Raw genomic sequence first — 22,018 nt, 5'->3', positions numbered from 1 at the left:
CCTCTCGTTCGCCCCCGCGGGGCTACAGGTTCAAGACTCGCACCGGGTGCAGGTCGCCCGCCTCGTAGCGTGCCAGGGCCACCAGCTTCTCACCGGCCATGGCGCAGATCACCTCGCCATTGGTGAGTTCGGCAATGCGGTCCCGGTTTGCGCGGGCCAGCATGGATACGGCTTGTCCAAGCCGCAGCCGCTGCGCCTCGGTCTCGGTCAAGGCCAGGGCCGGGATGTCGTCCAGCGCGGTCTCGACCGGAAGAAGGTGCTCGAAAGCGGCGGCACTATGCCCGAGGGCCTCCAGAGAAGCCAGCGAAATCGAATCGGCCTCGGCGAAGGGTCCAACCGCGGTGCGCCGCAGCTCCCGGATGTGGGCCAGGGTCCCCAGGGCGGTGCCGAGGTCCCGGGCCAGGGCCCGCATGTAGGCGCCCTTGCCCGAGACCACCTCGAAGCGGGCCAGGTCCGGACCCGGACAGTCGAGCAGGCTGAGGCGCTCGATGGTGATCGGCCGCGGCGCCAGATCCGGAGCGGCGCCGTCGCGGGCCAGGTCGTAGGCCCGCTCGCCCGCCACCTTGATCGCCGAGAAGGCCGGCGGCACCTGCTCGATCTCGCCCTCGAAGCGCGGCAGGACGGCGGCGATCTCCGCCCTGCCGGGCCGGACCTCGGAGCGGGCTGTGACCTCGCCCTCGGCATCGTCGGTGCTGGTGGCCGCCCCCCACTGCAGGGTGAAGCTGTAGGTCTTGAGGCCCGCCATGACGTAGGACACGGTCTTGGTGGCCTCGCCCAGGGCGATCGGCAGGATCCCGCTGGCCAGGGGGTCCAGGGTCCCGCCGTGGCCCGCCTTCTGGGCGTCGAAGATCCGGCGGACCCGGCCGACCGCCTGGGTCGAGGTGACCCCGACGGGCTTGTCCAGCACGACCCAGCCGTGGACCGGCCGGCCGCGGCGCCTACGCCCCACGATCGGCCTCCTCCGCCTCCGGGTCCGCGGATTGCGGTCCAGGGGCCTCCGGGTCCGGAGCCTCGAGGTCCCGGCGCAGCCGGTCGCCGCGCAGCAGGGCGTCGATCCGCCCGGCCTCGTCGAAGGACAGGTCCGGCTCGAAGCTGAGACGCGGCGTGAAGCGGAGCTTCAGCCGGCGCGCCACCTCGCCGCGCAGAAAGGGCGCGGCGCGGCGCAGGGCGGCCACCTTGACCTCGAGGTCGGCGCCGCCCAAGGGCATCACGAAGGCGGTCGCGTTCTTCAGGTCCGGGCTGAGCCGGACCTCGGTGACCGTGATCGCGGCCTCGACCAGGTCCGGATCGCGCAGATGGGCCTCGCTGAGAACTTCGGAAAGGGCGTGACGCAGCTCTTCGCCGACGCGCAGCTGGCGTTGGCTGGGCGGCCGTCCGCGGCTTCTGGACATGACTGATAACTCCTCGGCCCCGGCTTCAAGGAACCGGGGCCACGAGGCAGAGCGGCGCGCGGGCTAGAGCTGGCGCGCCTTCTCCTCGACTTCGTAACACTCGATCTTGTCGCCGACCTGGATGTCCTGGTAGTTCTCGAAGGCCATGCCGCACTCGTAGCCGTCCTTGACCTCGCGCACCTCGTCCTTGAAGCGGCGCAGGGTCTTCAGGGTGCCGTCGTGGATCACCACGTCGTCGCGCAGCAGGCGGACCTTGGCGCCGCGCTTGACCTGGCCCTCGGTGATCATGCAGCCGGCGACCTTGCCGACCTTGGTGATGTTGAAGACCTCGCGGATCTCGGCGTAGCCAAGGAACTTCTCCTCGCGCGACGGCGCCAGCATGCCGCTCAGCGCCGCCTTCATCTCGTCGACGACGTTGTAGATGATCGAGTAGTAGCGGATCTCCACGTCGTCGCGCCGGGCCAGCTCGCGGGCCTGGGGATTGGCCCGGACGTTGAAGCCGATCACCATGGCGCCGGAGGCCCGGGCCAGGGTGATGTCGGATTCGTTGATGCCGCCGACGCCGGTGTGCAGCACCTGGACCGCGACCTCGTCGGTGCCCAGCTTCTCCAGGGCGCCGACGATGGCCTCGACCGAGCCCTGCACGTCCGACTTGATGACGACCGGCAGCCGCTTGGTCTCGCCTTCCTGGATCTTGGAGATCAGCTGCTCCAGGGAGACCCGGTTGGCGGCGGCGCCCTGGTCGCGCACCTTGCTCTTGCGGAAGCTGGCGATCTCGCGGGCCCGGGCTTCGCTTTCCACCACGACGAAGTCGTCGCCGGCCAGCGGCGTGCCGGCCAGGCCGAGGACCTCGACCGGCGCCGAGGGCCCGGCTTCCTCGACCTTCTCCCCGTGGTCGTTCAGCAGTGCGCGGACCCGGCCGGACTCGCTGCCGGTCACGAAGATGTCGCCGACCTTGAGGGTCCCGCGCTGGACCAGCACGGTGGCCACCGAGCCGCGGCCCTGCTCGAGCTTGGCCTCGATCACGACGCCCTCGGCGGCCCGCTCCGGATTGGCCTTGAGCTCGAGCAGCTCGGCCTGAAGCAGCAAGGCCTCGACCAGCTTGTCGAGACCGGTGCCTTCGACAGCCGACACGGGCACGGCGAGGATCTCGCCGCCCATGTCCTCAACCACGAGGTCGTGCTGCAGCAGCTCCTGCTTGACCCGGTCCGGGTTGGCCTCCGGCTTGTCGATCTTGTTGATCGCGACCACGATCGGCACCTTGGCCGCCTTGGCGTGGTTGATCGCCTCCACGGTCTGGTCCTTGATGCCGTCGTCGGCGGCAACCACCAGAACCACGATGTCGGTCACGTTGGCGCCGCGCGAGCGCATCTCGGTGAAGGCCGCGTGGCCCGGGGTGTCGATGAAGGTGACTTTGTCGCCGGACGCCAGGGTGACCTGATAGGCGCCGATGTGCTGGGTGATTCCGCCGGCTTCGTGGGCGACCACGTCGGTCGCCCGCAGGGCGTCCAGCAGCGAGGTCTTGCCGTGGTCGACGTGGCCCATCACGGTGACCACCGACGGCCTGGCCTTGAGGTCCTCCGCCTTGTCGTCATCGCCCTTGAGGCCGATCTCGACGTCGGCGGCGGAGACCCGCTTCAGCTTGTGGCCGAACTCGCTGACCACCAGCTCGGCGGTGTCGGCGTCGATCGTCTGGTTGATGGTCGCCATGACCCCCATCTTCATCAAGGTCTTGATAACCTCCGCGCCCCGCTCGGCCATGCGGTTGGCGAGCTCCTGCACGGTGATGGTCTCGGGGACCACGACCTCGCGGATGACCTTCTGCGGCAGGCCCTCCATGCCGCCGGCCTGGCGCTGACGCTCGCGCTCGCGCTGGCGCCGCACGGACGCGAGGGAGCGGACCCGCTCCATGCCGTCCTCGCCGGTCAGCGCCTGGGTGATGGTCAGCTTGCCGTGGCGCCGCCGCTCGTCGCCGCCGCGGCGCGGTGCCGGTGTCTTGGCCGGAGCGCCGCCACCCTTGCGGGGCTTCGTCTTCGCCGGCTCCTCTGCGGCAGCGGCCGGCTTCTTGGCCGCCGGCGCCGCCGGTTTCTCTGCGGGCGCCTCCTTGGATTTCGCCTTTTCCTCTTCCTCGAGCTGCTTGCGCGCCTCTTCCTCGATCCGGCGGCGCTCTTCGAGCTCGGCTCGGTTCTTCTCGGCCTCGGCCTCCGCGACCCTTTGCGCCTCGGCCTCCTGCTCGGCCCGGCGGGCCGCGTCCTCGGCTTCCCGCTGCCGCCTTTCGGCTTCCTGCTCGGCCTCGATCTGGCGCCGTTCCTCGTCGCGCTTGGCGGACTCCAGGGCGCGCATCCGGCCGGCGCGCTCGGCATCGGTCAGGGTGCGCGGGGCTTCCGTCGTGACCTCGGCCACGCCGAGGGCCTCGGCGGCTTCGGCCGTCGCCTGGTCGAAGCCTTCCGGCGGCGCCTTGACCTCGGCCATGCGCCCGCCCGCCCCGCGCTCGAAGCTGCGCGTGCGCTTGACCTCGACCGTGACCGCCTTGGTCCGGCCATGACTGAAGCTCTGCCGGACCTGCCCGGTCTCGACGGTCTTCTTCAGCTCGAGCCGCCCCGGGCGGTTGAGCTTCAGAGGCTTCTTGGCTTCGCCTTCCTTCGTCGTCATGTCATCCCTACGCTTAGCCGTCGTAGGTCCCTAATCCTCGGCCAGCACGCCGGCCAGACGTGCCGCCTCGACAATCAGCGCCTGCGCCAGGCCGCCGTCGGCGAGGGCGGCGTGGACCACCTTGTCCCGGCCGAGGGCGGCGCCCAGCTCGGCCGAGGAGAAGTCTTCGATCAGCGGCAGCCCCGGCCGCAGGCCCGTACCCAAGGCCTTAAGCCGCCGCCGCCCGTCGGCCGCGCCGTCCGCCGCGGCCAGCAGCACCCCGGCCCGACCCGAGGCGAGCCAGGGCCGGACCTGCTCGAAACCCGCCACCGCCTGTCCCGCCCGTTTGGCGAGGCCGATCAGATCCAGGCAACGACGACGCAGGAGCTGAGCCACCTGCAGAGGCAAGTCCTCGGGCACACGCACCGGTGCCCGCGCGGCTCTCGCGAAGAGCTGCCGTTTGCAGGCTTTGTCGATTATAGGACGCCGCGGCAGCAACCACAATCCGCGCCCGGGCAGTACGCCCTTGACGTCGGGAACCACCACGCCGCCGGGCCCGACCACGAATCGCAGAAGTTCGGGCTTCGGCCGCAGCTCGCCGGTCACGATGCAGCGCCGCAGCGGCCCCTCGGGGCGCCCCGGGCGGCGCTCCGGCGCTTCCGTCGTACCGTCCTGCATGGCGGCGGTCTCGATCACTGCGCGCTTGCCTCCTCAAACCCGATCAGGGCTCCTGGCCGGCGGCGGCCTCGGGCGCCTCGGCCGGCTCGGTGGGGGCCGGCTCGGCGGGAGCCGGCTCGTCGTCGAACCAATGGGCCCGTGCCGCCATGATGATGGTGTCGGCCTGTTCGGCCTTGGGCGCCAAGGCGCCCAGGTGTTCGATCAGCTCGTCGCTGGCGAGGTCCCCCAGGTCGTCCAGGGTCTTGACCCCGGCTTCGCCCAGCTTGACCAGCATCGCGGCGCTCAAGCCCTCGATCTCGGCCAGGGCGTCCTCCACCCCCAGTTCGCGCCGGCGCTCGTCCATCAGCCGGTCCTGCTCCTCGAGGTGGCCGCGCGCCCGCGCCCGCAGCTCCTCGGCGATCTCCTCGTCGAAGCCCTCGATCTGGGCCAGCTCGTCGACCGGCACGAAAGCGACCTGCTCGATGGTGCTGAAGCCCTCGGTGACCAGCAGGTGCGCGATGACGTCTTCGACGTCCAAGGCATCGATGAACATCTGCGAGCGGGTGCGGAACTCCTCCTGGCGGCGCTCCGATTCCTCGTCCTCGGTCAGGATGTCGATGTCCCAGCCGGAGAGCTGCGAGGCCAGCCGGACGTTCTGGCCGCGGCGGCCGATGGCCTGGGACAGCTGGTCGTCGGGGACGACCACCTCGATCCGGCCCTGTTCCTCGTCGAGCACGACCTTGCTGACCTCGGCCGGCGCCAGGGCGTTGACCACGAAGGTCGCGACGTCGTGGGACCAGGGAATGATGTCGATCTTCTCGCCCTGGAGCTCGCTGACCACGGCCTGAACCCGGCTGCCGCGCATGCCGACGCAGGCGCCCACCGGATCGATCGAGGAATCGTGCGACAGGACCGCGATCTTCGCCCGGCTGCCGGGGTCGCGGGCGACCGCCTTGATCTCGATGATGCTGTCGTAGATCTCGGGCACTTCCTGGGCGAAGAGCTTGGCCATGAACTGCGGGTGGGTCCGCGACAGGAAGATCTGCGGGCCGCGCAGCTCCTGGCGGACGTCGTAGATGTAGGCGCGCACCCGGTCGCCGGTGCGGAAGGATTCCCGCGGCAGGCTCTCGTCGCGGCGCATCATGGCCTCGGCGCGGCCGAGGTCGACGCTGACGTTGCCGAACTCGTTGCGCTTGACGATGCCGTTGACGATCTCGCCGACCCGGTCCTTGTACTCCTCGTACTGGCGCTGGCGCTCGGCTTCCCGGACCTTCTGGACGATCACCTGCTTCGCGGTCTGGGCCGCAATCCGCCCCAGGTCGATCGGTGGCAGCTCCTCGATGATGAAGTCGCCCGACTTGAGCTTGGAATCGCGGACCTGCGCGTCCTTGGTCAGGATCTGGGTGAACTCGTTCTCGATCTCCTCGACCACCTCCTGGTAGCGCTTGAGCTTGATCTCGCCGCTGGTCCGATCGATCTCGGCGCGGATATCGTGCTCGTGGCCGTACTTGGCCCGGCCCGCCTTGGTGATCGCCTGCTCCATCGCCTCGAGCACCTCCTCGCGGTCGATGCTCTTCTCGCGGGCGACGGCGTCCGCCACCTGCAGCAGTTCGGTTTTAAGTGCCGTTGCCGTTTCCATGGTTCAATCCGAACTCCGGTGTCCGTCCCTTGCCTTGTTCGCGTTCGCCGCCAGCAGCTCGTCGGTCAGGACCAGCTTCGCCCTCTGGATCAGGTCGAAGGGCAGCCGGACTTCGCCCTCCGGCAGCTCGACGCGAACCTCCTCCTTGTCCGTCCCCGCCAGCCGGCCGCGAAAGCGGCGGCGGCCGTCTCTTGGGACCGAAAGCTCCATCCGCGCCTCGAGGCCGGCGAAGCGGTCGAAGTCCGCCAGGCGGGTCAGCGGCCGGTCGATCCCGGGCGAGCTGACCTCCAGGTGGTAGCTGCCGCGGATCGGATCCTCGACGTCGAGCAGGGCCGAAACCGTACGGCTGATCTCGGCGCAATGATCGACGTTCATCTCCGAGCCGTCGCGGTGCTCGGCCATGATCTGCAGCCGCGGCCTCTGGTTGCCGCTCAGCTGGACCCGCACGATGTCGTAGCCCATCGCCGTCAAGGTCGGGGCGATCAGGCGCTCGACCTCGGCGGCCTTGCCCTCGCTGGTCTTCGATCGCAGAGCTGGCGCTCCCTCCGAACCGCTCTCTTCGTCCTGCGACCCCGCAGAAAGACGGTTCGTTAGATAAAAAAAAGTGGGCCCGTGGCCCACCCCTTCGGTAGCCGACAAGAAGCTGAGCACGTCTGCGCGCAGAGCAACTTGTCAAACCTTATGGTTCGCGCGGAACTTACCCTTCATATGGCAAGGCCCGCAAGACCTTTCTAGGGATTCGAGCGCGCTTTGCCGGCGCCCCCGTCGGATTTCGCCACGGCCCGGCCGCGGCGCCGGAAGCGCAGGTAGACCGGCCTCGCGCCCCTGGCCAGGGCCTTCTGCTCGTAGCGGCTTGCAGGCCAGTCGGCCGTGCGTTCCCGCCAGTCCGCGGCGCGGCGGGCGAGCCAGTCGAAGGCGGGATGCGCCGCGGTCTTCTCCAGCATCCAGGTCAGGTAGTCCGGATCGTCGGTGGCGAGGCGCAGCTCGCCGCCATCGCGCAACACCCGGGCCAGCTGATCGAGAGTCTCGGGCTGGAGGATGCGGCGACGCTGATGCCGCGCCTTGGGCCAGGGATCGGGGAAGAGCACCGCGACCCGCGCAAAGGCGGCCTCCGGCAGCGCCTCCAGCAGGTCGCGGCCGTCGCCCTGGTAGATCCGGACGTTGTCGAGGCCGGCCGCCTCGATCCGAGACAGCAGCGCGGCGATGCCGTTGACGAAGACCTCGGCGCCCAGGAAGCCGATCTCGGGCCGGGCGGCCGCCTGGGCCGCCAGGTGCTCGCCGGCGCCGAAGCCGATCTCCAGCCAGAGCTCCTCGGGCTCGGGCTCGAAGCGCGCGGTCAGAGCCGGAAGGCTGGCGGCCTCCTCCAGGGTCACGGCAAGCCGCGGCAAGAGGCTTTCCATGAGCCGCGCCCGGGCCGGCCGCAGCGGGCGGCCGTAGCGGCGGCCGTAAAACTGCCGTCGGGGCGGTTTGTCCTCTTGGCGGCGCTCGGTCATGACCCCTGGATCGAGGCAGCTTCGGCCGGAGGCGGTCCGAAGCTTGAAACCCGATCTCCCTTGGCACTTCGCCGCCGCCGTCGGCCTCGAGTCAGGCGTCGAAGGCGGAGGTCAGGTCGTCGACCAGGTCGAGGCGTTCCCAGGAGAAGCCGCCGTCGGCCTCGGCGGCCCGGCCGAAATGGCCGTAGGCCGCGGTGCGGGCATAGATCGGCCGGCTGAGCTTCAGGTGCTCGCGAATCCCGCGCGGCGACAGGTCGACGATCTCGCCGAGCCTGGTCGCCAGCTTCTCCTCGTCGACCCGGCCGGTCCCCTGAGTGTCGACGTAAATCGACAACGGCTTGGAGACGCCGATCGCGTAGGCGACCTGGATGATGCAGCGCTCGGCCAGGCCGGCGGCGACGACGTTCTTGGCCAGGTAGCGGCAGGCGTAGGCGGCCGAGCGGTCGACCTTGGTCGGGTCCTTGCCCGAGAAGGCGCCGCCGCCGTGCGGCGCCGCGCCGCCGTAGGTGTCGACGATGATCTTGCGGCCGGTCAGGCCGCAGTCGCCGTCCGGGCCGCCGATCACGAAGCGGCCGGTCGGGTTGACGTAGAACTCCGGCTCGTCGCACATCCAGCCCTCGGGCAGGACATTGACGACGTGGGGCCGGACGATCTCGCGGATCTCGTCCTGGTCCAGGTCTTCGCTGTGCTGGGTCGAGACGACGACCGATGTGGCCCGGCAGGGCTTGCCGTCGCGGTACTCCAGGGTCACCTGGCTCTTGGCATCGGGCCCGAGCTTGGGCTCGGCGCCGGAGTGACGCGCCTCTGCCAGGGATTTCAATATGTTATGGGCCAGGTAGATCGGCGCCGGCATGTAGTCTTCGGTCTCTTCGCAGGCGTAGCCGAACATGATCCCCTGGTCGCCGGCGCCTTCGTCCTTGTTGCCGAGCGCGTCGACGCCCATCGCGATGTCGCCCGACTGCTCGTGGATGTAGTTCTCGATCACGGCACGGCGCCAGTGAAAGCCCTTCTGCTCGTAGCCGATGTCACGCACCGCCGCACGCACGACTTCCTGCAGCAGTTCCGGCGTGACTTCCTTCGGACCGCGCACCTCGCCGGCCAGGACCACCCGGTTGGTCGTGGTCATGGTCTCGACGGCGACTCGGGACAGGGGGTCGTGGGCCAGAAAGGTATCCACGACGGCGTCCGAGATCCGATCGCAGACCTTGTCCGGATGGCCCTCGGAGACCGATTCGCTGGTGAAAAGATAGTTGCCTTGGCGCACGCCGCGTCCTCCTCGGGTTCAGTACGGTCAGCGGATTGCGGAGGCCAGAGGGGGCCTTTGGGCTCCGGACCGGGACAGGGCGGCTGAAAGGCGTCGACGACGGTCCCGGCGGCCGGGAATGTGCCGCCGAAGGAAAACCCCCGTCAAGAGCCAAACGGTCCCGCGCCGGAAAGATACATGCTGTCGTTGCAGGATGGCCGCGTCGGTCGTCGGGTTCCGCGCTCCCGGGGGCAAAGGCCCCGGGGCGCAAAACTCTCGCGGCAGGGCCTCAGGAGCCCTTGCCGTTCCTTTCGTCGTGACCTTCGGACGCGGCAAGCGCCTTGGTCAACTCGAAGATCCGCTTGCGGACCTTCGGACTGGAAATCCGGTAGTAGGCGCGGACGAGCTCAAGCGTCTCTCGCTTGGCCATGGGATCAAGCTCGGGGCCAATGGCCTCAAGCACCGGTTCCGTGCTGCCCCGGATCTGCCCCGGCGAGCTTCCGGCGACTTCTTCCGTCATTTCGTCGAAAAAGAAGCCGACGGGCACGTCGAGGACGCGCGACAAATCGTAGAGCCGGCTGGCGCCGACACGGTTTGCCCCACGTTCGTACTTCTGGACCTGCTGGAATGTCAGGCCGATCGCTTCCCCGAGTTTTTCTTGGCTCATGCCGAGCAGCGTACGGCGCAAGCGCACCCGGCTGCCGACATGGACATCGATCGGATTGGGACTTCCCAGGCGGTCCACACTACCTGATGAGCGGCCGCGAGCCATGCTGACCTCACCTGTCATGGTTCAACATTTAGGAGAATTTTTTTTAGTACGTCATGGCCCATCGGGTCAACCAAAGAGTGAAGCATTTCACACACGCAGTGCGATTTAGGATCTTTGACCTATAACTATGGTTAAAAGGGCGCCCAAACCAAGCAGAATCGCTAGGGTCAGATTGCCCAACGCCGCGAAGGGGGTACGGCCGTCCGCGGGCTGGGGCAATCCGGCATCGATCACGCCGCGAGCCCCCAAGGGTAGAAAGCCCCGCACACGCCCGTATCCGTCCACCACAGCGGAGATGCCCGAATTGGCTACACGCACCAGTGGCAGGCCTTCCTCGACGGCCCGCAGACGGGCGCTGACGAAATGCTGGTGGGGCCCGGAGCTCTCGCCGAACCAGGCGTCGTTGGTGAGGTTCAGCAGCCAGGCCGCCCGGCCCTCGCCGTCGGTCACCGCGCCGGGAAAGATCACCTCGTAGCAGATCAAGGGCGAGACCGGTGGCAGGCCCACGACCTCGAGGGTCCGGCGGCCGGGACCGCGGCTGAAGTCGACTCGCCCGTGGGTCAGCTTCGCCATGCCGAGGACCCGTGTGATCAGAGCCGGAACGAATTCCCCGAAGGGCACGAGGTGCTCCTTGTCATAGACGGCGGTCGCCGCCCCGGTGACGGACACCGCGGCCAGGCTGTTCCAGATCATCGGACGGCCCTGGGGATCGCGCGCCCAGCGCGGCAGGCCGGTGATCACCAGGCCATCTTGCGGGACCGCGGCGAGCAGGCCTTCCATGGCCTGGCCGTTCTCGCCGAGGGCGTAGGTGAAGGCCATCTCCGGCCAGACGACATGGGTGATCGGCCCGGCAGCGGCGGCGGCCTTCTCGGAGCCGTCGCCATTGCGGCTCAGCGTCACGAGATCGCGCAGATGGCCGAGGCGCAGTTCCGGCCGCCACTTCAGCTTCTGATCGACCGCGGGCTGCACCAGCCGCAGCGTCACCCCGGGCACCAGATCGCTGCCCGGCTGCGGCGCCCCCGCCAGGCGGAGCGCGCCGCCGGCCCAGACCAACGCCAGCAGGACAAGGCCGGCGGCGGGTAGGCCCCAGGCGGCCCAGGTGCTGACCCGGCCTGCCGCCCGGTCGGCCCGCTGGTCGGCCCGCCGGTCTACCAGGGTGGCAGGCGCGGCGGCGACCAGCACTGTCATGAAGGTCAGTCCCCAGATGCCGCCCAGGGCGGCGGCCTGAAGCATGGAGTCCGAGAAGGCCCAGACGCTGCCCGGCTGGTTCCAGGGGAAGCCGGTGAGGATCCAGCTGCGCAGCCATTCCAGGGCCAGCCATGCGGTCGCCAGGCCGACGACCCGAGCCGGTCCGCGCCAGAAGACGCGCCGGGCCGCCGCGGCGGCGGCGGCGGTGAACAGGGCCATGCCCGCCGGCAGCCCGAGCACCGCGAAGGGCAGGAACCACCAGAACTGCTCGGCAACCACCAGGACGGCGCTGCCGACCCAGAACAGGCCGGCCAGGTGGTAGCCGAAGCCGAAGCACCAGCCGACGGCCAGCGCCCGGCGGCTCCGCGCCGCCGCGTCGAGCAGCCAGACCAGGCCGGTAAAGGCCGGCCAGAGCAGGGGCACCAGGTAGAGCGGCGGCAGCGCCAGGGCGGCAAGCAGTCCGAGACCAAAGGCGGCGAGCGCCGCCCGGCCGGCCGACAGACCGGTCAGGGCTTCGGCCAAACGGGGCAGCATGGCCCGGCGCGTTGCGCCCACGGCCTCCGACGTCACCGCTCGGAAGCCCCGGGTTCGACCTCGGCGCCGGCCTCCGCTTCGCCTTCGGGTAGGGGCCTTGAAGCCTCGTCGGCGGCCGCCTCGGCCCCGTTCGGCGTGCGGCGAACGCGCAAGCGCTTGATCCGCCGCGGATCGGCCTCCATCACCTCGAAGCTGACGCCCGAGGAATGCAGGATCAATTCTCCCCGGGTCGGCACCCGGCCGGCGATGGTGGCGACCAGGCCGCCCAGGGTATCGATGTCCTCCTCGCGCTCTTCGGGGGTCAGAACGCGGCCGAAGTCCTCCTCGAACTCGTCGACGTCGACCCGGGCGTCGGCGACCAATGAGCCGTCCGGCCAGCGGACCAGGCGCGGGCCGGCTTCGGCGTCGTGCTCGTCCTCGATCTCGCCGACGATCTCCTCGACCAGGTCCTCGATGGTGATCAGGCCGTCGGTGCCGCCGAACTCGTCGACGACCAGGGCCAGGTGAACCCGGGACAGGCGCATCTGCAGCAGCAGATCGAGGACCCGCATGGAAGGCGCGACGAAGAGCACCCCCCGGGTCAGTCCGGCGAGGCCGAACTTGCGCTCGCTCTTGACCGCCGCCAGCACGTCCTTGATGTGCACGAACCCGACGACGTCGTCCAGATTGCCGCGGTAGACCGGGACCCTGGAATGGCCCTTGCCGCTGGTCGCCGTGATGACCTCGTCGAGGGGCGCCGAGATGTCGACGCCGACGATGTCGGCACGCGGCACCATGACGTCGTAGGCCGTCAGGTGGCGCAGCTTGAGGATGTTGCCGAGCATGACGCGCTCATGGCTGCCGATGGCGACATCGGCCTGCTCCTCGCGCTCGGTTTCCTCGATGATCTCCTCGATGGTGTCGCGCAGCCTGTTGTCGCCGTTGCGGCCCCGCAGCCAGCCGCGCAGCCGGCCCCAAAAGCCGGTCAGCGGCGCGTCGCCGCCGCGGCCTTCGGCCTTGGATTTCGAGAGATCAGATGTTTCGCTGGTCGCGCTCATTCGCATTTAGCCGGCGCCGCTTGCCTCCCGCTTCGACGGCGACCCGTTGTCCTCCACAAATCGATATGGGTCGGGCAAGCCCAGACTGCCAAGGATTCCTCGCTCCAGGTCCTCCATGACCCGGGCCTCGGCCTCGGCCTCGTGATCGTGGCCCAGCAGATGCAGGGTGCCGTGGACCACGAGGTGGCTGAAATGGTCCGCCAGGGGCTTGTTCTGGGCCGCGGCTTCGCGGCGCAGCGTCTCCCAGGCCAGCGCCAGGTCCCCGAGGGCCAGGGCCATGCCGGGCGGCGGCGCGCTGTTCGGCGCCATGTTGGGGAAGGCCAGGACGTTTGTCGGACGGTCCTGGCCCCGGTAGTCGCGGTTGAGCCGTCTCAGGGTCGCGTCGTCGGCGAGGAGGATGGAGACCTCGGCCCCTGCGAGGGCGGCCGGGTCTTCCGCGGCCGCGGTCAGAGCCGCGGCGACGGCGCGCTCGGCCAGGGCCTCGGCCTCGGGCAGGCCCAGCGCCCAGTCGCCGCCCTCGCGGCTGACCGGGACCAGGTAGCGTCTACTTCCGGGTTCGTCGCTCATTTCTGCCGGGGGCCTTCAGTCGGCATCCTCTTGCACCAAGCCCACCTCACGGACGCTGCCGCCGTCGCGGCGCCTCATCGCTTTGCATCCTTGCCCCGACCGGCAGTTTCGTCGGCCTTGTCCCGCGCCTCGTAGGCGCGGACGATCCGGGTCACCAGGTTGTGACGCACGACATCGACATCAGTGAACTGCACCAGGGCCACGGAGTCCATCCCCGTCAGAAGGTCGACGGCGTCGCGCAGCCCGGAGAGCTGGCCCCGGGGCAGGTCCACCTGGGACAGGTCGCCGGTCACCGCCATCCGCGAGTTTTCCCCCATACGGGTTAAGAACATCTTCATCTGGACCGGGGTGGCATTCTGCGCCTCATCCAGGATGATGAAGGAGTTTGCCAGGGTGCGCCCGCGCATGAAGGCCAGGGGCGCCACCTCGATCTCGCCGCTGGCCAGCCGGTTGGCGACTTGGTCGGCCGGCAACATGTCGTAGAGCGCATCGTAGAGCGGCCGGAGATAGGGATCGACCTTCTCTCTCAGGTCGCCGGGCAGGAAGCCCAGGCGCTCGCCGGCCTCGACCGCAGGGCGCGACAGGATGATCCGGTCGACCCGCCCCTCCAGCATCATGCTGACCGCGACCGCGACCGCCAGGTAGGTCTTGCCCGTGCCGGCCGGCCCGATCCCGAAGACCAGCTCGTGCTGGAGCAGGGCCTGGATGTAGCCGGCCTGGTTGGTCGAGCGCGGGGTCACTTGGCGCTTGCGGGTCTTGACCGTCAGCGCCTCCTCGTGCACCGCCGCGGCGCCGGCTTCGCCTTCGGGGCCGTCGCGGCTCAGGCGCACCACCGCGTCGACCTCGCCCTGGCCGACCTCCATGCCCTTCTCCAAGCGGGCGTAGAGCGCCTTGAGTGCATGCTGGGCGGCCCGTACCGAGTCCGGCGGCCCGGAGATCGACAGCCGGTTGCCGCGGGTCGCGACCGAGACCCCGAGCTGCGCCTCGAGGCGCGACAGGTTCTCGTCGTGCTGACCGAAGAGCTGCGGCAGCAGGTTGTTGTCGTCGAACTGGAGCGTCAGGGAATCGGCGTTCTGCGCCCGGCTCACGATGCCGCCTCCATGACGCCGGCCGCGGCGCCAGACCCCCGCTCGTCCGGGGCGCCGGCAAGCCGGCCGGCCAGGCTGTTGGGGTGGGCGCCTTCGATCCGGACCGGCAGCAGCCGGCCCTTGAGCCGGGCCGGCGCCGCGACGTGGACCGCCTGCATGAAGGGGCTGCGGCCCAGGAGCTGACCTTCCCGGCGGCCCTCGGCCTCGAAGAGCACCTCGAGCTCCCGCCCGACGCAGCCCTGGTTGAAGGCGGCCTGCTGCTCGGCCAGCAGGCCCTGAAGCGTGGCCAGGCGCTCGGCCTTGACGGGCTCCGGCACCTGGTCCGGCGCCTCGGCCGCCGGCGTTCCGGGGCGCGGGCTGTATTTGAAGGAGTAGGCCTGGGCGAAGCCGACGTCGGTGACCAGGCGCAGGGTGTCGGCGAAGTCCTGGTCGCTCTCATTCGGGAAGCCGACGATGAAGTCGGAGGACAGGGCAAGGTCGGGCCGCGCTGCGCGCAGGCACTCGACCACGCGGAGGTAGTCGGCGGCGCCGTGGCGCCGGTTCATCGCCGCCAGGACTTTGTCGGAGCCCGACTGCACCGGCAGGTGCAGGTAGGGCATCACCACCGGAAGGTCGCGGTGGGCGGCGATCAGCTCCTCGTCCATGTCGCGTGGATGCGAGGTGGTGTAGCGCAGGCGCGCCAGGCCCTCGATCTCGGCCAGGGCGCCAAGCAGCCGGCCGAGACCCCAGGTGCCGCCCGCCGGGCCTTCGCCGTGATAGGCGTTGACGTTCTGGCCGAGCAAGGTGATCTCACGCGCACCCGCAGCGACCAGGCGCCGGGCCTCGGCAATGACCGCCGCGGCCGGCCGCGAATGCTCGGCGCCCCTGGTATAGGGCACGACGCAGAAGGTGCAGAACTTGTCGCAGCCCTCCTGGACCGAGAGGTAGGCGGCGGCGCCCTGCGGCCGGGCCTCTTCCGGCAGGTGGTCGAACTTGGATTCCGAGGGGAAGCTGGTGTCGATCACGCCGACCTCGCTGCGGGCCGCTTCGGTCACCAAGGCCGCCAGGCGGTGATAGGTCTGCGGCCCAAAGACCAGGTCGACCTGAGGCGCCCGGCGCAGGATCTCCTCGCCTTCCGCCTGGGCCACGCAGCCGGCGACGGCGATCATCATCCGGCCGCCGCTCTCGGCCCGGGCCGTCTTGAGCCCGCGCAGGCGGCCGAGCTCTGAGAAGACCTTCTCGCTGGCCTTTTCGCGGATGTGGCAGGTGTTCAGGACCACGAGATCGGCGTCCTCCGGCGTCTCCGCCGTCCGGTAGCCGAGCGGTGCCAGAACGTCCGCCATCCTGAGGGAATCGTAGACGTTCATCTGGCAGCCGTAGGTCTTGATGAACAGCTTCTTGCTCACCTCTGGGGCTTCTCCTCTGGCCGGCGCGCGTCACGCCGCGTCGTCGCGGCGCGGCTTACGCGGCGGCGGTCTCCGGTACCTCCAGCCGCCGGGTTGGCCGGTCGGAGATCGCCGCGGCGACCCCTTCGCTCGCCGCTCTCTGGCAGTGTTCGCTCAGGGCCTTGCGTGAGCCGAATTCGGCGATCGTGACCGGGGGGTGGAACTCCACCACCACCGTACAGCGACCCAGCGCCAAGGCCTGCCAGAGATGGCCGGCCAGCTCCATGTCGCCGTACCAGGCGAAAAACGGCCTTAAATAGCGCCCCAGGGGCATGCCGTCGAGCTTCGTGTAGGCGATCGACACCGGCTGGACCACCACCGGCTGGCCGGCCACCTGCGACTGGGCGATGGCGAAGAGCGAGGACTTGAAGGGAAGGACCCCGTTACCGTCGCTGCTCGTGCCTTCTGGAAACAGGATCAGGTTGTCGCCGCCCTCCAGCCGGTCGAGCAGCTCGTTGCGATGGTCGGCGGCCCGGCGCGGCATGCGCTCGATGAAGACCGAGCGCTGCAGCCTGGCCATGATGCCGATCACCGGCCAGGTCCTGACCTCCGACTTGGCGACGAAGCAGCCGTCGACCAGCGCGCCGACGATCGGGATGTCGAAGTAGGACACGTGGTTGCAGACGAAGAGCGTCGGGTGCTCCCGCCGCGCTTGGCCGCGCACTTCGACCTTGAAACCGGCAATTCGGCAGTTGATGCCGTGATGCCAGAGGATCAGCGTCCGCTGCGGCACCTGGCCGAGCGGCCGGCAGACCACGAACACCGAGATGCTGGCCAGGCTCCAGACCGCGTAGAGCGTCAGCCTGACCAGGGCCCTGATGGGAGAACCGATAGGCGACCTGTTCATGATGACCGGCGGATCGTACCGACCCTCTAGGATTGCGGCTTGGCGGTGGATTTCCGCGCGTAGTGCTTGATGTACTTTTCGGTGACCCAGTCGGTCTTGACCATCACGCAAACGTCGGTCGTGTTGAAGTCGCGATCGATCACCGCACCGTCGCCGACATAGCCCCCGAGGCGCAGATAGCCCTTGATGAGCGGCGGCAGCATGGCCTTGGCTGCCTGTTCGTCGACCTCCTCGGGCGCGACCCGCCGCATGTCGACGTAGAGCTCCGGCAGCGCCGTCGCCCTCAGTTCCGGCGGGGCAAGATGGTTGTAGTAGAGGTAGGTCAGCGGCAGAGCGTTGGCATCGGGGTCGATCCCCGGCAGGCTGGCGCAGCCGAAGAGGATCCGGATGTCGTAGTGGAAGACGTATTCGGCGATGCCGCGCCACAGAAGCTGCATGGTCGAGCCCCGGCGGTAGTCCGGGTGCACGCAGGAGCGCCCGACTTCGAGCACCTCGCCCGGAACGGCCAGGATGTTTGACACGTCGTATTCGCTCGACGAATAGAACTGGCCCCGCCGCGCCGCCGCCGCACGGCGCATCATCCGATAGGTGGCGACCACCGCCTCTGGGCTGCTGCCTCGCTTCAGGTCGAAGACCAGAAGGTGCTCGCAGTGGGCATCGAAGGAATCGAACTCGCGCCTGGCCGCGGTCATCTCCGCCGTCGACTTGGAGCCCATCTCTTCGCAAAACACGTGATAGCGCAGCCCCTGTGCGGCGCGCACCTCGGCCGGCGATTCCGCCGTCCTGATCAGAAGATTGCCCGCGCGGACGTTGACCGGCTTGTCCGCTTCCGCCTCTGTCGCCCGCATCTTGCGTTCTTGCCCTTTCGAGATTTGTCCGGCCCGAATGTTCGGGTTCGGGGTCTGGAGGGCAGGTCCCAGAAGAGGTCTGCAGCCCGGAAAAGCAAGCCATCCGGCAAAGGCCGGAAAGGTTGTAGGACCCGAGAATCAAGGAGCCCTTATCACCTCGCTCGCCCAGGGAGTGTTACCTTTTCTTGAATTCCTCACCAGCCCCCGTCAGCCGGACGCCGTAAAGCTCCAGTCTGTGTCCTACCAGTCTATATCCAAGAGTCTCGGCAACATAGGCCTGAAGACGCTCAATTTCGTCATCGCGGAACTCGATCACCTCGCCGCTGTTCATGTCGATCAGGTGATCGTGATGCTCCTCCGGCCGCTCCTCGTAGCGGGCCCTACCGTCGCCGAAGTCGTGCCGATCGAGGATGTTGGCCTCTTCGAATAGCTTCACCGTGCGGTACACGGTGGCGATGGAAATCCGCGAATCGATCTTGCTGGCGCGCTGATAGAGCTGCTCGACGTCGGGATGATCGTCCGAGTCGGACAGGACCTTGGCGATGACCCGCCGCTGTTCGGTCATCTTCAAGCCCTTGTCGATGCAGAGCTGTTCCACCCGTGAAATCATCGTCGCCCGTAAGCCCTTCCCGAAGACCGCCGACCATCATAGCTCAAAGCGACGCCGGCACCCAAGGCGCCTGTCCAAGGATTGCCTATGTTCTGCAAGACTCGGGGCGATCCGGGCAAACGCGCTTCGCCGATCAACCGGAGGGGTGCAGGTCGCAAGCCTCCCTGGGACAGGCGCCTTGGGTGCCGGCCCGGCGGAACACTCGGGGAGGATCGGGAGCTCAGGCTTTCTTGCGACGCGCCCGGGTGCCCAAGCCGATCTGCTTCGCAAGCTTGCTCCGCTGCTTCGCGTAGTTGGGTGCGACCATCGGATAGTCCGGCGTCAGCCCCCAGCGATCGCGATACTCTTCCGGCGTCATGTTGTAGGCCGTCTTGAGATGGCGCTTCAGCATCTTGAGCTTCTTGCCATCCTCCAGGCAGACGATGTAGTCCGGAGTTACCGACTTCTTGATCGGGACCGCCGGGGTCGGCCGCTCCTGGACCGGGACGCCGGTGCCACCGACGGAGGCAAGCGTCTCGTAGACATCGCGGATAAGCTTCGGCAGGTCCGCCACCGCCACGGAATTGTTGGACACATGCGCGGCAACGACATTACTCGTCAGGGTTAGGATCTCACTTGGCTTCGCTTGTTCGGTCATGGCCTTCTCGCTTGTCCCCTGCTATGTGCTTTTTAATCTAAAGTATAAAAACCGTTAAATCAAGCTGGGCTATTGAGCAAGTATACCCCTGGCAATACCGGCGAAAGCAAGGGATTCTACTGGAAAGCTTGGAAAAGCGGGCGTTTGCGTCTCTCCGCTCTAGTGCCGAATGGCAGCAGGGCGGCCGAAGCCGAAATTAACCAAAGAAATCCACAAAAATCGCACAGAGACGCCGCCAAAATCCTTCAGTATCAAAGCTCTATTAGCTTCACCTTTACCTCGGGGTCAGCTGCATAGTCACCGCGTCGAGGGTGCGATTTGCCCGCCGGTAGTAGCCCGGTCGGCGTCCCACCTCCCGAAATCCGGCCGAAAGGTAGAGAGTCCGGGCGGCAGTATTGTCTTCTGCCACTTCAAGAAAGACCTTGCGGGCGCCCAGCGCCGCGGACCGGAACACCATGGCATCGACCAGGGCCCGGCCGACGCCTAGCCCCCTGGCCGCGGGCCGGACGCCCAGGGTCAGCAGTTCCGCCTCTTCGGCGGCGACCCGGCCCAGGACGAAGCCCAGAGGCGCCTCCCCGGCCTCGGCGATCAGCGCGAGAGCCCCGGGCATGGCGAGGAGCTCGGCCAGGGCTTCGGCGTCCCAGATCTCGGCGTCCGCCTGCGCATCGAAGGCGGCGCGGTGCAGGCCGGCCAGAAGCTCCAGGTCGAAGGCGCCGGCCTCGCGCAGCCGCGGCGCGCGCCCGGCGCCAGGGGCGCTCACGGTGCCCCCCCGGGCCGCGGCAGGGTCACGTCCGGCCCGCGCAGGTAGAGCGGCCGAGGCGGCGGCGTACCGGCCGGCGGCAGCGGGCGGGCCGCGGCCAAGGCGGCGAAACGCGCGGCATCGGCGTGACCGGCACCGGCGGCAAGGACCAAGCCGGGCCGCTCCAGCTGCGCCCTCGCTCGCGGCACGCCGTCGCCCGCAGCGATCAGCGGACCCGACGGCAAGGCCTCGGGCAGGTCCTCGGGCAGGAGCGAGCAGGGCGGGCCCAGAGGCGCGAGATCGGGCGCGAAGACCTGCAGATAGACTTCCGCCCGCTTGGCGTCGAGGCAGACCGCCAGCGGCAGGTCGCCGCGCCGGGCCTCGTCGACCGCCGCGGCGACCGCCTCGAAGCTGGTCAGGCCGAGCAGCGGCCGGCCGGTCGCCAGCGCCAGCCCGCGCGCGGCCGCCAGGCCGATCCGGACGCCGGTGAAGCCGCCGGGCCCGAGGGTGACCGCCAGGGCGTCGAGACCGGCGTAGTCGAGGCCGGCCTCCGCCATGACCTCCTCGATCATCGGCATAAGGCGCTCGGACTGGCCTCGGGCCATGGCTTCGAAGCGCGCCGCGGCGACCCGGCCGGTGTCCCAGATCGCCGCCGAACAGGCGGATCCGGCGCTGTCGAAAGCGAGCAGGCGGATGGCGCGGGTCATGGCTCGATCGTCGGCGCGATCTCCGGGCCGAGGCGGCCTAGACGATCTTGCAGACCTCGTCGAAGTCGAAGCGCGGCGAGCGCGGGAAGAGCTTCGACGGATCGCCGTAGCCGAGATTGCACAGGAAGTTGGACCTGACCTTGCCGTCCGGAAAGAAGGCCTGGTCCACCATCGCGTTGTCGAAGCCGGACATCGGCCCGCAATCCAGGCCCAGGGCCCGTGCCGCCAGGATGAAGTAGGCGCCCTGCAGGCTGCCGTTGCGGAAGGCCGTGGCCTCGATCAGCTCGTCGTTACCCAGGAACCAGGAGCGGGCGTCGGTGTGCGGAAAGAGCTTCGGCAGGTGCTCGTAGAACTCGAGGTCGTGGCCGAGGATCGCGGTCACCGGCGCCGCCATGGTCTTCTCGACGTTGCCCTCGATCAGCGCCGGCCGGAGCTTCTCCTTGGCGGCCTCGGTCCTGACGTAGACGATGCGCAGCGGCGAGCAGTTGGCCGAGGTCGGCCCCATCTTGGCGAGGTCGAAGACGGCCTGGAGCAGGACGTCGCTGACGTCCCCATCTGCCCAGCCGTTTTGGGTCCGGGCTTCGCGAAACAGGAGATCGAGGCCGGCATCGTTCAGGATGTCGCTCACGCCGTTTTCCTCCAGCCGTGGTGACAGGATCGGGGGCCGGCCTAAGTTGGCTTCCGCACGGCAGGGCCGCAAGCCAAAAGCCGCCAAGCCGGTCGTCCGACAGCCCGTCTTGATGCTGGTCGGTCGGAGCCCGGAACGGCCCTTGGGGTCCGCCGCCGGCTAGGCCCGGTCACATGACCGGGCGCACCTCGATGACTTCCGGGATGTAGTGACGGAGCATGTTCTCGATACCCATCTTCAGGGTCGCCGTGGAGGCCGGACAACCCTGGCAGGCGCCCATCATGTGCAGGTAGACGATACCCCGGTCGTAGCCCTGGAAGATGATGTCGCCACCGTCCTGGGCGACCGCCGGGCGGACCCGGGTGTCGAGCAGCTCCTTGATCTGGGCGACGATCTCGCTGTCCTCCTCGCGCACGTCTTCCTCCGGCGCGTCGGCGGCTTCCAGCAGGATTGGCCGGCCGGCGGTGAAGTGCTCCATGACCACGCCCAGGATCGCCGGCTTCAGCAGGTACCACTCGCGCTCGTCGGCCTTGGTGATCGAGATGAAGTCGCCGCCGAGGAAGACCCCGACCACGCCCTCGATCTGGAACAGGCGCTCGGCCAGCGGCGAGCGGCCGGCCTCGGCGGGATCGGTGAAGTTGGCCGTGCCTGCGCCCATGACCTCCCGTCCTGGAAGGAACTTGAGGGTGGCCGGATTCGGGGTCTGCTCGGTCTGGATGAACATGGCTGTTTTCCTGGCTTGAAGCCTCGATCTAACCCTGAATGTGGCGCAGATGCCGGGCGAGTTCAAGGCGGCCCGCCGTCCGCGGACCGCGTCCGCCGGGGCGCCCTCGGCGGCCGTCCCGGGGCCTCAGGCGATGGAATCGATGTCCTCGTCGGAAAGGTTGCCCGGGACGATGGTCATGGGGATCCGCAGGCGGCTCAGGAAGCGGCCGGTCAGCGCCGAGACCAGGGGGCCCGGGCCGCCCTGCTCGACGTTTGCGGCCAGGACCAGGATTTGGATGCTTGGCTCCTCGTCGATCAGCTTCAGCAGCTCGTCGCGGCGATCGCCCTCGCGCAGGTAGAGGATCGGCAGCTGGCCGGTCAGCTCGTTGACCCGGGTTGCGAGCCTCTGCAGCAGCTGCTCGGCTTCGCTGCGGGCCTCCTCGCGCATCAGGTCGCCGACCGTCATCCAGTGCTGGAAGTCGGCCGGCTCGATCACGTGCAGCATGGCGACCCGGCCGCCGGTGTGCTGGGCGCGCCGCGCCGCGAAGCGCAGGGCGACCTGCATCTCCTCTGACTGGTCGACAACCACCAGGAAGACACGCTGTTCCAGGCTTTCCGCGTTGTCCGGCATGA

General features: G+C 68.8%; 23 protein-coding genes. All 23 read right to left on the bottom strand.

Annotated features, from left to right (window positions below; all coding sequences use genetic code 11):
- Positions 1-22 precede the first annotated feature (22 nt).
- Positions 23-949 carry a tRNA pseudouridine(55) synthase TruB gene (gene truB / locus QNJ30_22555; GenBank protein ID MDJ0946241.1) on the bottom strand — a complete coding sequence of 309 codons (927 nt, stop codon included), beginning with the start codon at positions 947-949 and terminating at the stop codon, positions 23-25.
- Complete coding sequence (rbfA, locus tag QNJ30_22550) at positions 939-1,391, bottom strand: 30S ribosome-binding factor RbfA (protein MDJ0946240.1); 453 nt, start codon at positions 1,389-1,391, stop codon at positions 939-941. The genes truB and rbfA overlap by 11 nt, the downstream gene beginning before the upstream one ends.
- 63 nt (positions 1,392-1,454) lie before the next feature.
- Positions 1,455-4,043 (bottom strand): translation initiation factor IF-2, encoded by a 2,589-nt coding sequence (infB, locus tag QNJ30_22545; GenBank protein ID MDJ0946239.1) that lies wholly within the window; start codon positions 4,041-4,043, stop codon positions 1,455-1,457.
- A gap of 30 nt (positions 4,044-4,073) precedes the next feature.
- Positions 4,074-4,700: an RNA-binding protein gene (locus tag QNJ30_22540; protein ID MDJ0946238.1), complete on the bottom strand. Its 627-nt coding sequence runs from the start codon at positions 4,698-4,700 to the stop codon at positions 4,074-4,076.
- Between the two features lie 43 nt (positions 4,701-4,743).
- Positions 4,744-6,318 carry a transcription termination factor NusA gene (gene nusA, locus QNJ30_22535; GenBank protein ID MDJ0946237.1) on the bottom strand — a complete coding sequence of 525 codons (1,575 nt, stop codon included), beginning with the start codon at positions 6,316-6,318 and terminating at the stop codon, positions 4,744-4,746.
- A gap of 3 nt (positions 6,319-6,321) precedes the next feature.
- Positions 6,322-6,849 carry a ribosome maturation factor RimP gene (rimP, locus tag QNJ30_22530; GenBank protein MDJ0946236.1) on the bottom strand — a complete coding sequence of 176 codons (528 nt, stop codon included), beginning with the start codon at positions 6,847-6,849 and terminating at the stop codon, positions 6,322-6,324.
- Positions 6,850-7,049: 200 nt separating this feature from the next.
- Positions 7,050-7,811 carry a tRNA (guanosine(46)-N7)-methyltransferase TrmB gene (gene trmB / locus QNJ30_22525; GenBank protein ID MDJ0946235.1) on the bottom strand — a complete coding sequence of 254 codons (762 nt, stop codon included), beginning with the start codon at positions 7,809-7,811 and terminating at the stop codon, positions 7,050-7,052.
- Positions 7,812-7,902: 91 nt separating this feature from the next.
- A complete protein-coding gene (gene metK, locus QNJ30_22520; GenBank protein MDJ0946234.1) occupies positions 7,903-9,075 on the bottom strand; it encodes a methionine adenosyltransferase in 1,173 nt (390 codons plus the stop codon).
- A gap of 268 nt (positions 9,076-9,343) precedes the next feature.
- Positions 9,344-9,826, bottom strand: coding sequence for a helix-turn-helix transcriptional regulator (locus QNJ30_22515; protein ID MDJ0946233.1), 483 nt, complete (start codon positions 9,824-9,826; stop codon positions 9,344-9,346).
- Positions 9,827-9,931: 105 nt separating this feature from the next.
- A complete protein-coding gene (gene lnt / locus QNJ30_22510) occupies positions 9,932-11,548 on the bottom strand; it encodes an apolipoprotein N-acyltransferase (GenBank protein ID MDJ0946232.1) in 1,617 nt (538 codons plus the stop codon).
- Positions 11,549-11,580: 32 nt separating this feature from the next.
- A complete protein-coding gene (locus tag QNJ30_22505) occupies positions 11,581-12,585 on the bottom strand; it encodes a hemolysin family protein (GenBank protein MDJ0946231.1) in 1,005 nt (334 codons plus the stop codon).
- A 6-nt stretch (positions 12,586-12,591) separates the two neighbouring features.
- On the bottom strand, positions 12,592-13,152 hold the full coding sequence (ybeY, locus tag QNJ30_22500; protein ID MDJ0946230.1) for an rRNA maturation RNase YbeY: 561 nt from the start codon (positions 13,150-13,152) through the stop codon (positions 12,592-12,594).
- A 74-nt stretch (positions 13,153-13,226) separates the two neighbouring features.
- Positions 13,227-14,243, bottom strand: coding sequence for a PhoH family protein (locus QNJ30_22495; protein MDJ0946229.1), 1,017 nt, complete (start codon positions 14,241-14,243; stop codon positions 13,227-13,229).
- On the bottom strand, positions 14,237-15,625 hold the full coding sequence (gene miaB, locus QNJ30_22490; GenBank protein ID MDJ0946228.1) for a tRNA (N6-isopentenyl adenosine(37)-C2)-methylthiotransferase MiaB: 1,389 nt from the start codon (positions 15,623-15,625) through the stop codon (positions 14,237-14,239). The genes QNJ30_22495 and miaB overlap by 7 nt, the downstream gene beginning before the upstream one ends.
- Positions 15,626-15,680: 55 nt before the next feature.
- Entirely contained in the window at positions 15,681-16,511 is an 831-nt protein-coding gene (locus tag QNJ30_22485) for a lysophospholipid acyltransferase family protein (protein MDJ0946227.1), read from the bottom strand.
- A 26-nt stretch (positions 16,512-16,537) separates the two neighbouring features.
- Entirely contained in the window at positions 16,538-17,359 is an 822-nt protein-coding gene (locus QNJ30_22480; protein ID MDJ0946226.1) for a GNAT family N-acyltransferase, read from the bottom strand.
- Positions 17,360-17,534: 175 nt separating this feature from the next.
- Positions 17,535-17,969 (bottom strand): Fur family transcriptional regulator, encoded by a 435-nt coding sequence (locus QNJ30_22475; protein ID MDJ0946225.1) that lies wholly within the window; start codon positions 17,967-17,969, stop codon positions 17,535-17,537.
- Positions 17,970-18,189: 220 nt separating this feature from the next.
- Positions 18,190-18,606 (bottom strand): MucR family transcriptional regulator, encoded by a 417-nt coding sequence (locus tag QNJ30_22470; GenBank protein ID MDJ0946224.1) that lies wholly within the window; start codon positions 18,604-18,606, stop codon positions 18,190-18,192.
- 274 nt (positions 18,607-18,880) lie between these two features.
- Positions 18,881-19,366: a GNAT family N-acetyltransferase gene (locus QNJ30_22465; protein ID MDJ0946223.1), complete on the bottom strand. Its 486-nt coding sequence runs from the start codon at positions 19,364-19,366 to the stop codon at positions 18,881-18,883.
- On the bottom strand, positions 19,363-20,052 hold the full coding sequence (gene tsaB / locus QNJ30_22460; GenBank protein ID MDJ0946222.1) for a tRNA (adenosine(37)-N6)-threonylcarbamoyltransferase complex dimerization subunit type 1 TsaB: 690 nt from the start codon (positions 20,050-20,052) through the stop codon (positions 19,363-19,365). Before tsaB ends, QNJ30_22465 begins: the two co-directional genes overlap by 4 nt.
- 37 nt (positions 20,053-20,089) lie before the next feature.
- Complete coding sequence (locus QNJ30_22455) at positions 20,090-20,680, bottom strand: malonic semialdehyde reductase (GenBank protein ID MDJ0946221.1); 591 nt, start codon at positions 20,678-20,680, stop codon at positions 20,090-20,092.
- Between the two features lie 169 nt (positions 20,681-20,849).
- Positions 20,850-21,404 carry a NifU family protein gene (locus tag QNJ30_22450; protein ID MDJ0946220.1) on the bottom strand — a complete coding sequence of 185 codons (555 nt, stop codon included), beginning with the start codon at positions 21,402-21,404 and terminating at the stop codon, positions 20,850-20,852.
- Between the two features lie 126 nt (positions 21,405-21,530).
- Positions 21,531-22,016 carry a universal stress protein gene (locus QNJ30_22445; protein ID MDJ0946219.1) on the bottom strand — a complete coding sequence of 162 codons (486 nt, stop codon included), beginning with the start codon at positions 22,014-22,016 and terminating at the stop codon, positions 21,531-21,533.
- Positions 22,017-22,018: the final 2 nt, after the last annotated feature.

This window comes from Kiloniellales bacterium (assembly GCA_030066685.1).
Classification (GTDB): Bacteria; Pseudomonadota; Alphaproteobacteria; order Kiloniellales; family JAKSBE01; genus JAKSBE01.
Note: the sequence above shows the minus strand (reverse complement) of the source record. Positions and strands in the feature narration are given on the sequence as shown.

Coding starts and splice junctions, on each gene's coding strand:
- rbfA (MDJ0946240.1), bottom strand. CDS start 1,391: ATGTCCAGAAGCCGCGGACGGCCGCCCAGCCAACGCCAGCTGCGCGTC.
- infB (MDJ0946239.1), bottom strand. CDS start 4,043: ATGACGACGAAGGAAGGCGAAGCCAAGAAGCCTCTGAAGCTCAACCGC.
- QNJ30_22540 (MDJ0946238.1), bottom strand. CDS start 4,700: ATGCAGGACGGTACGACGGAAGCGCCGGAGCGCCGCCCGGGGCGCCCC.
- nusA (MDJ0946237.1), bottom strand. CDS start 6,318: ATGGAAACGGCAACGGCACTTAAAACCGAACTGCTGCAGGTGGCGGAC.
- trmB (MDJ0946235.1), bottom strand. CDS start 7,811: ATGACCGAGCGCCGCCAAGAGGACAAACCGCCCCGACGGCAGTTTTAC.
- QNJ30_22515 (MDJ0946233.1), bottom strand. CDS start 9,826: ATGGCTCGCGGCCGCTCATCAGGTAGTGTGGACCGCCTGGGAAGTCCC.
- lnt (MDJ0946232.1), bottom strand. CDS start 11,548: ATGCTGCCCCGTTTGGCCGAAGCCCTGACCGGTCTGTCGGCCGGCCGG.
- QNJ30_22505 (MDJ0946231.1), bottom strand. CDS start 12,585: ATGAGCGCGACCAGCGAAACATCTGATCTCTCGAAATCCAAGGCCGAA.
- ybeY (MDJ0946230.1), bottom strand. CDS start 13,152: ATGAGCGACGAACCCGGAAGTAGACGCTACCTGGTCCCGGTCAGCCGC.
- QNJ30_22485 (MDJ0946227.1), bottom strand. CDS start 16,511: ATGAACAGGTCGCCTATCGGTTCTCCCATCAGGGCCCTGGTCAGGCTG.
- QNJ30_22480 (MDJ0946226.1), bottom strand. CDS start 17,359: ATGCGGGCGACAGAGGCGGAAGCGGACAAGCCGGTCAACGTCCGCGCG.
- QNJ30_22475 (MDJ0946225.1), bottom strand. CDS start 17,969: ATGATTTCACGGGTGGAACAGCTCTGCATCGACAAGGGCTTGAAGATG.
- QNJ30_22470 (MDJ0946224.1), bottom strand. CDS start 18,606: ATGACCGAACAAGCGAAGCCAAGTGAGATCCTAACCCTGACGAGTAAT.
- tsaB (MDJ0946222.1), bottom strand. CDS start 20,052: ATGACCCGCGCCATCCGCCTGCTCGCTTTCGACAGCGCCGGATCCGCC.
- QNJ30_22450 (MDJ0946220.1), bottom strand. CDS start 21,404: ATGTTCATCCAGACCGAGCAGACCCCGAATCCGGCCACCCTCAAGTTC.
- QNJ30_22445 (MDJ0946219.1), bottom strand. CDS start 22,016: ATGCCGGACAACGCGGAAAGCCTGGAACAGCGTGTCTTCCTGGTGGTT.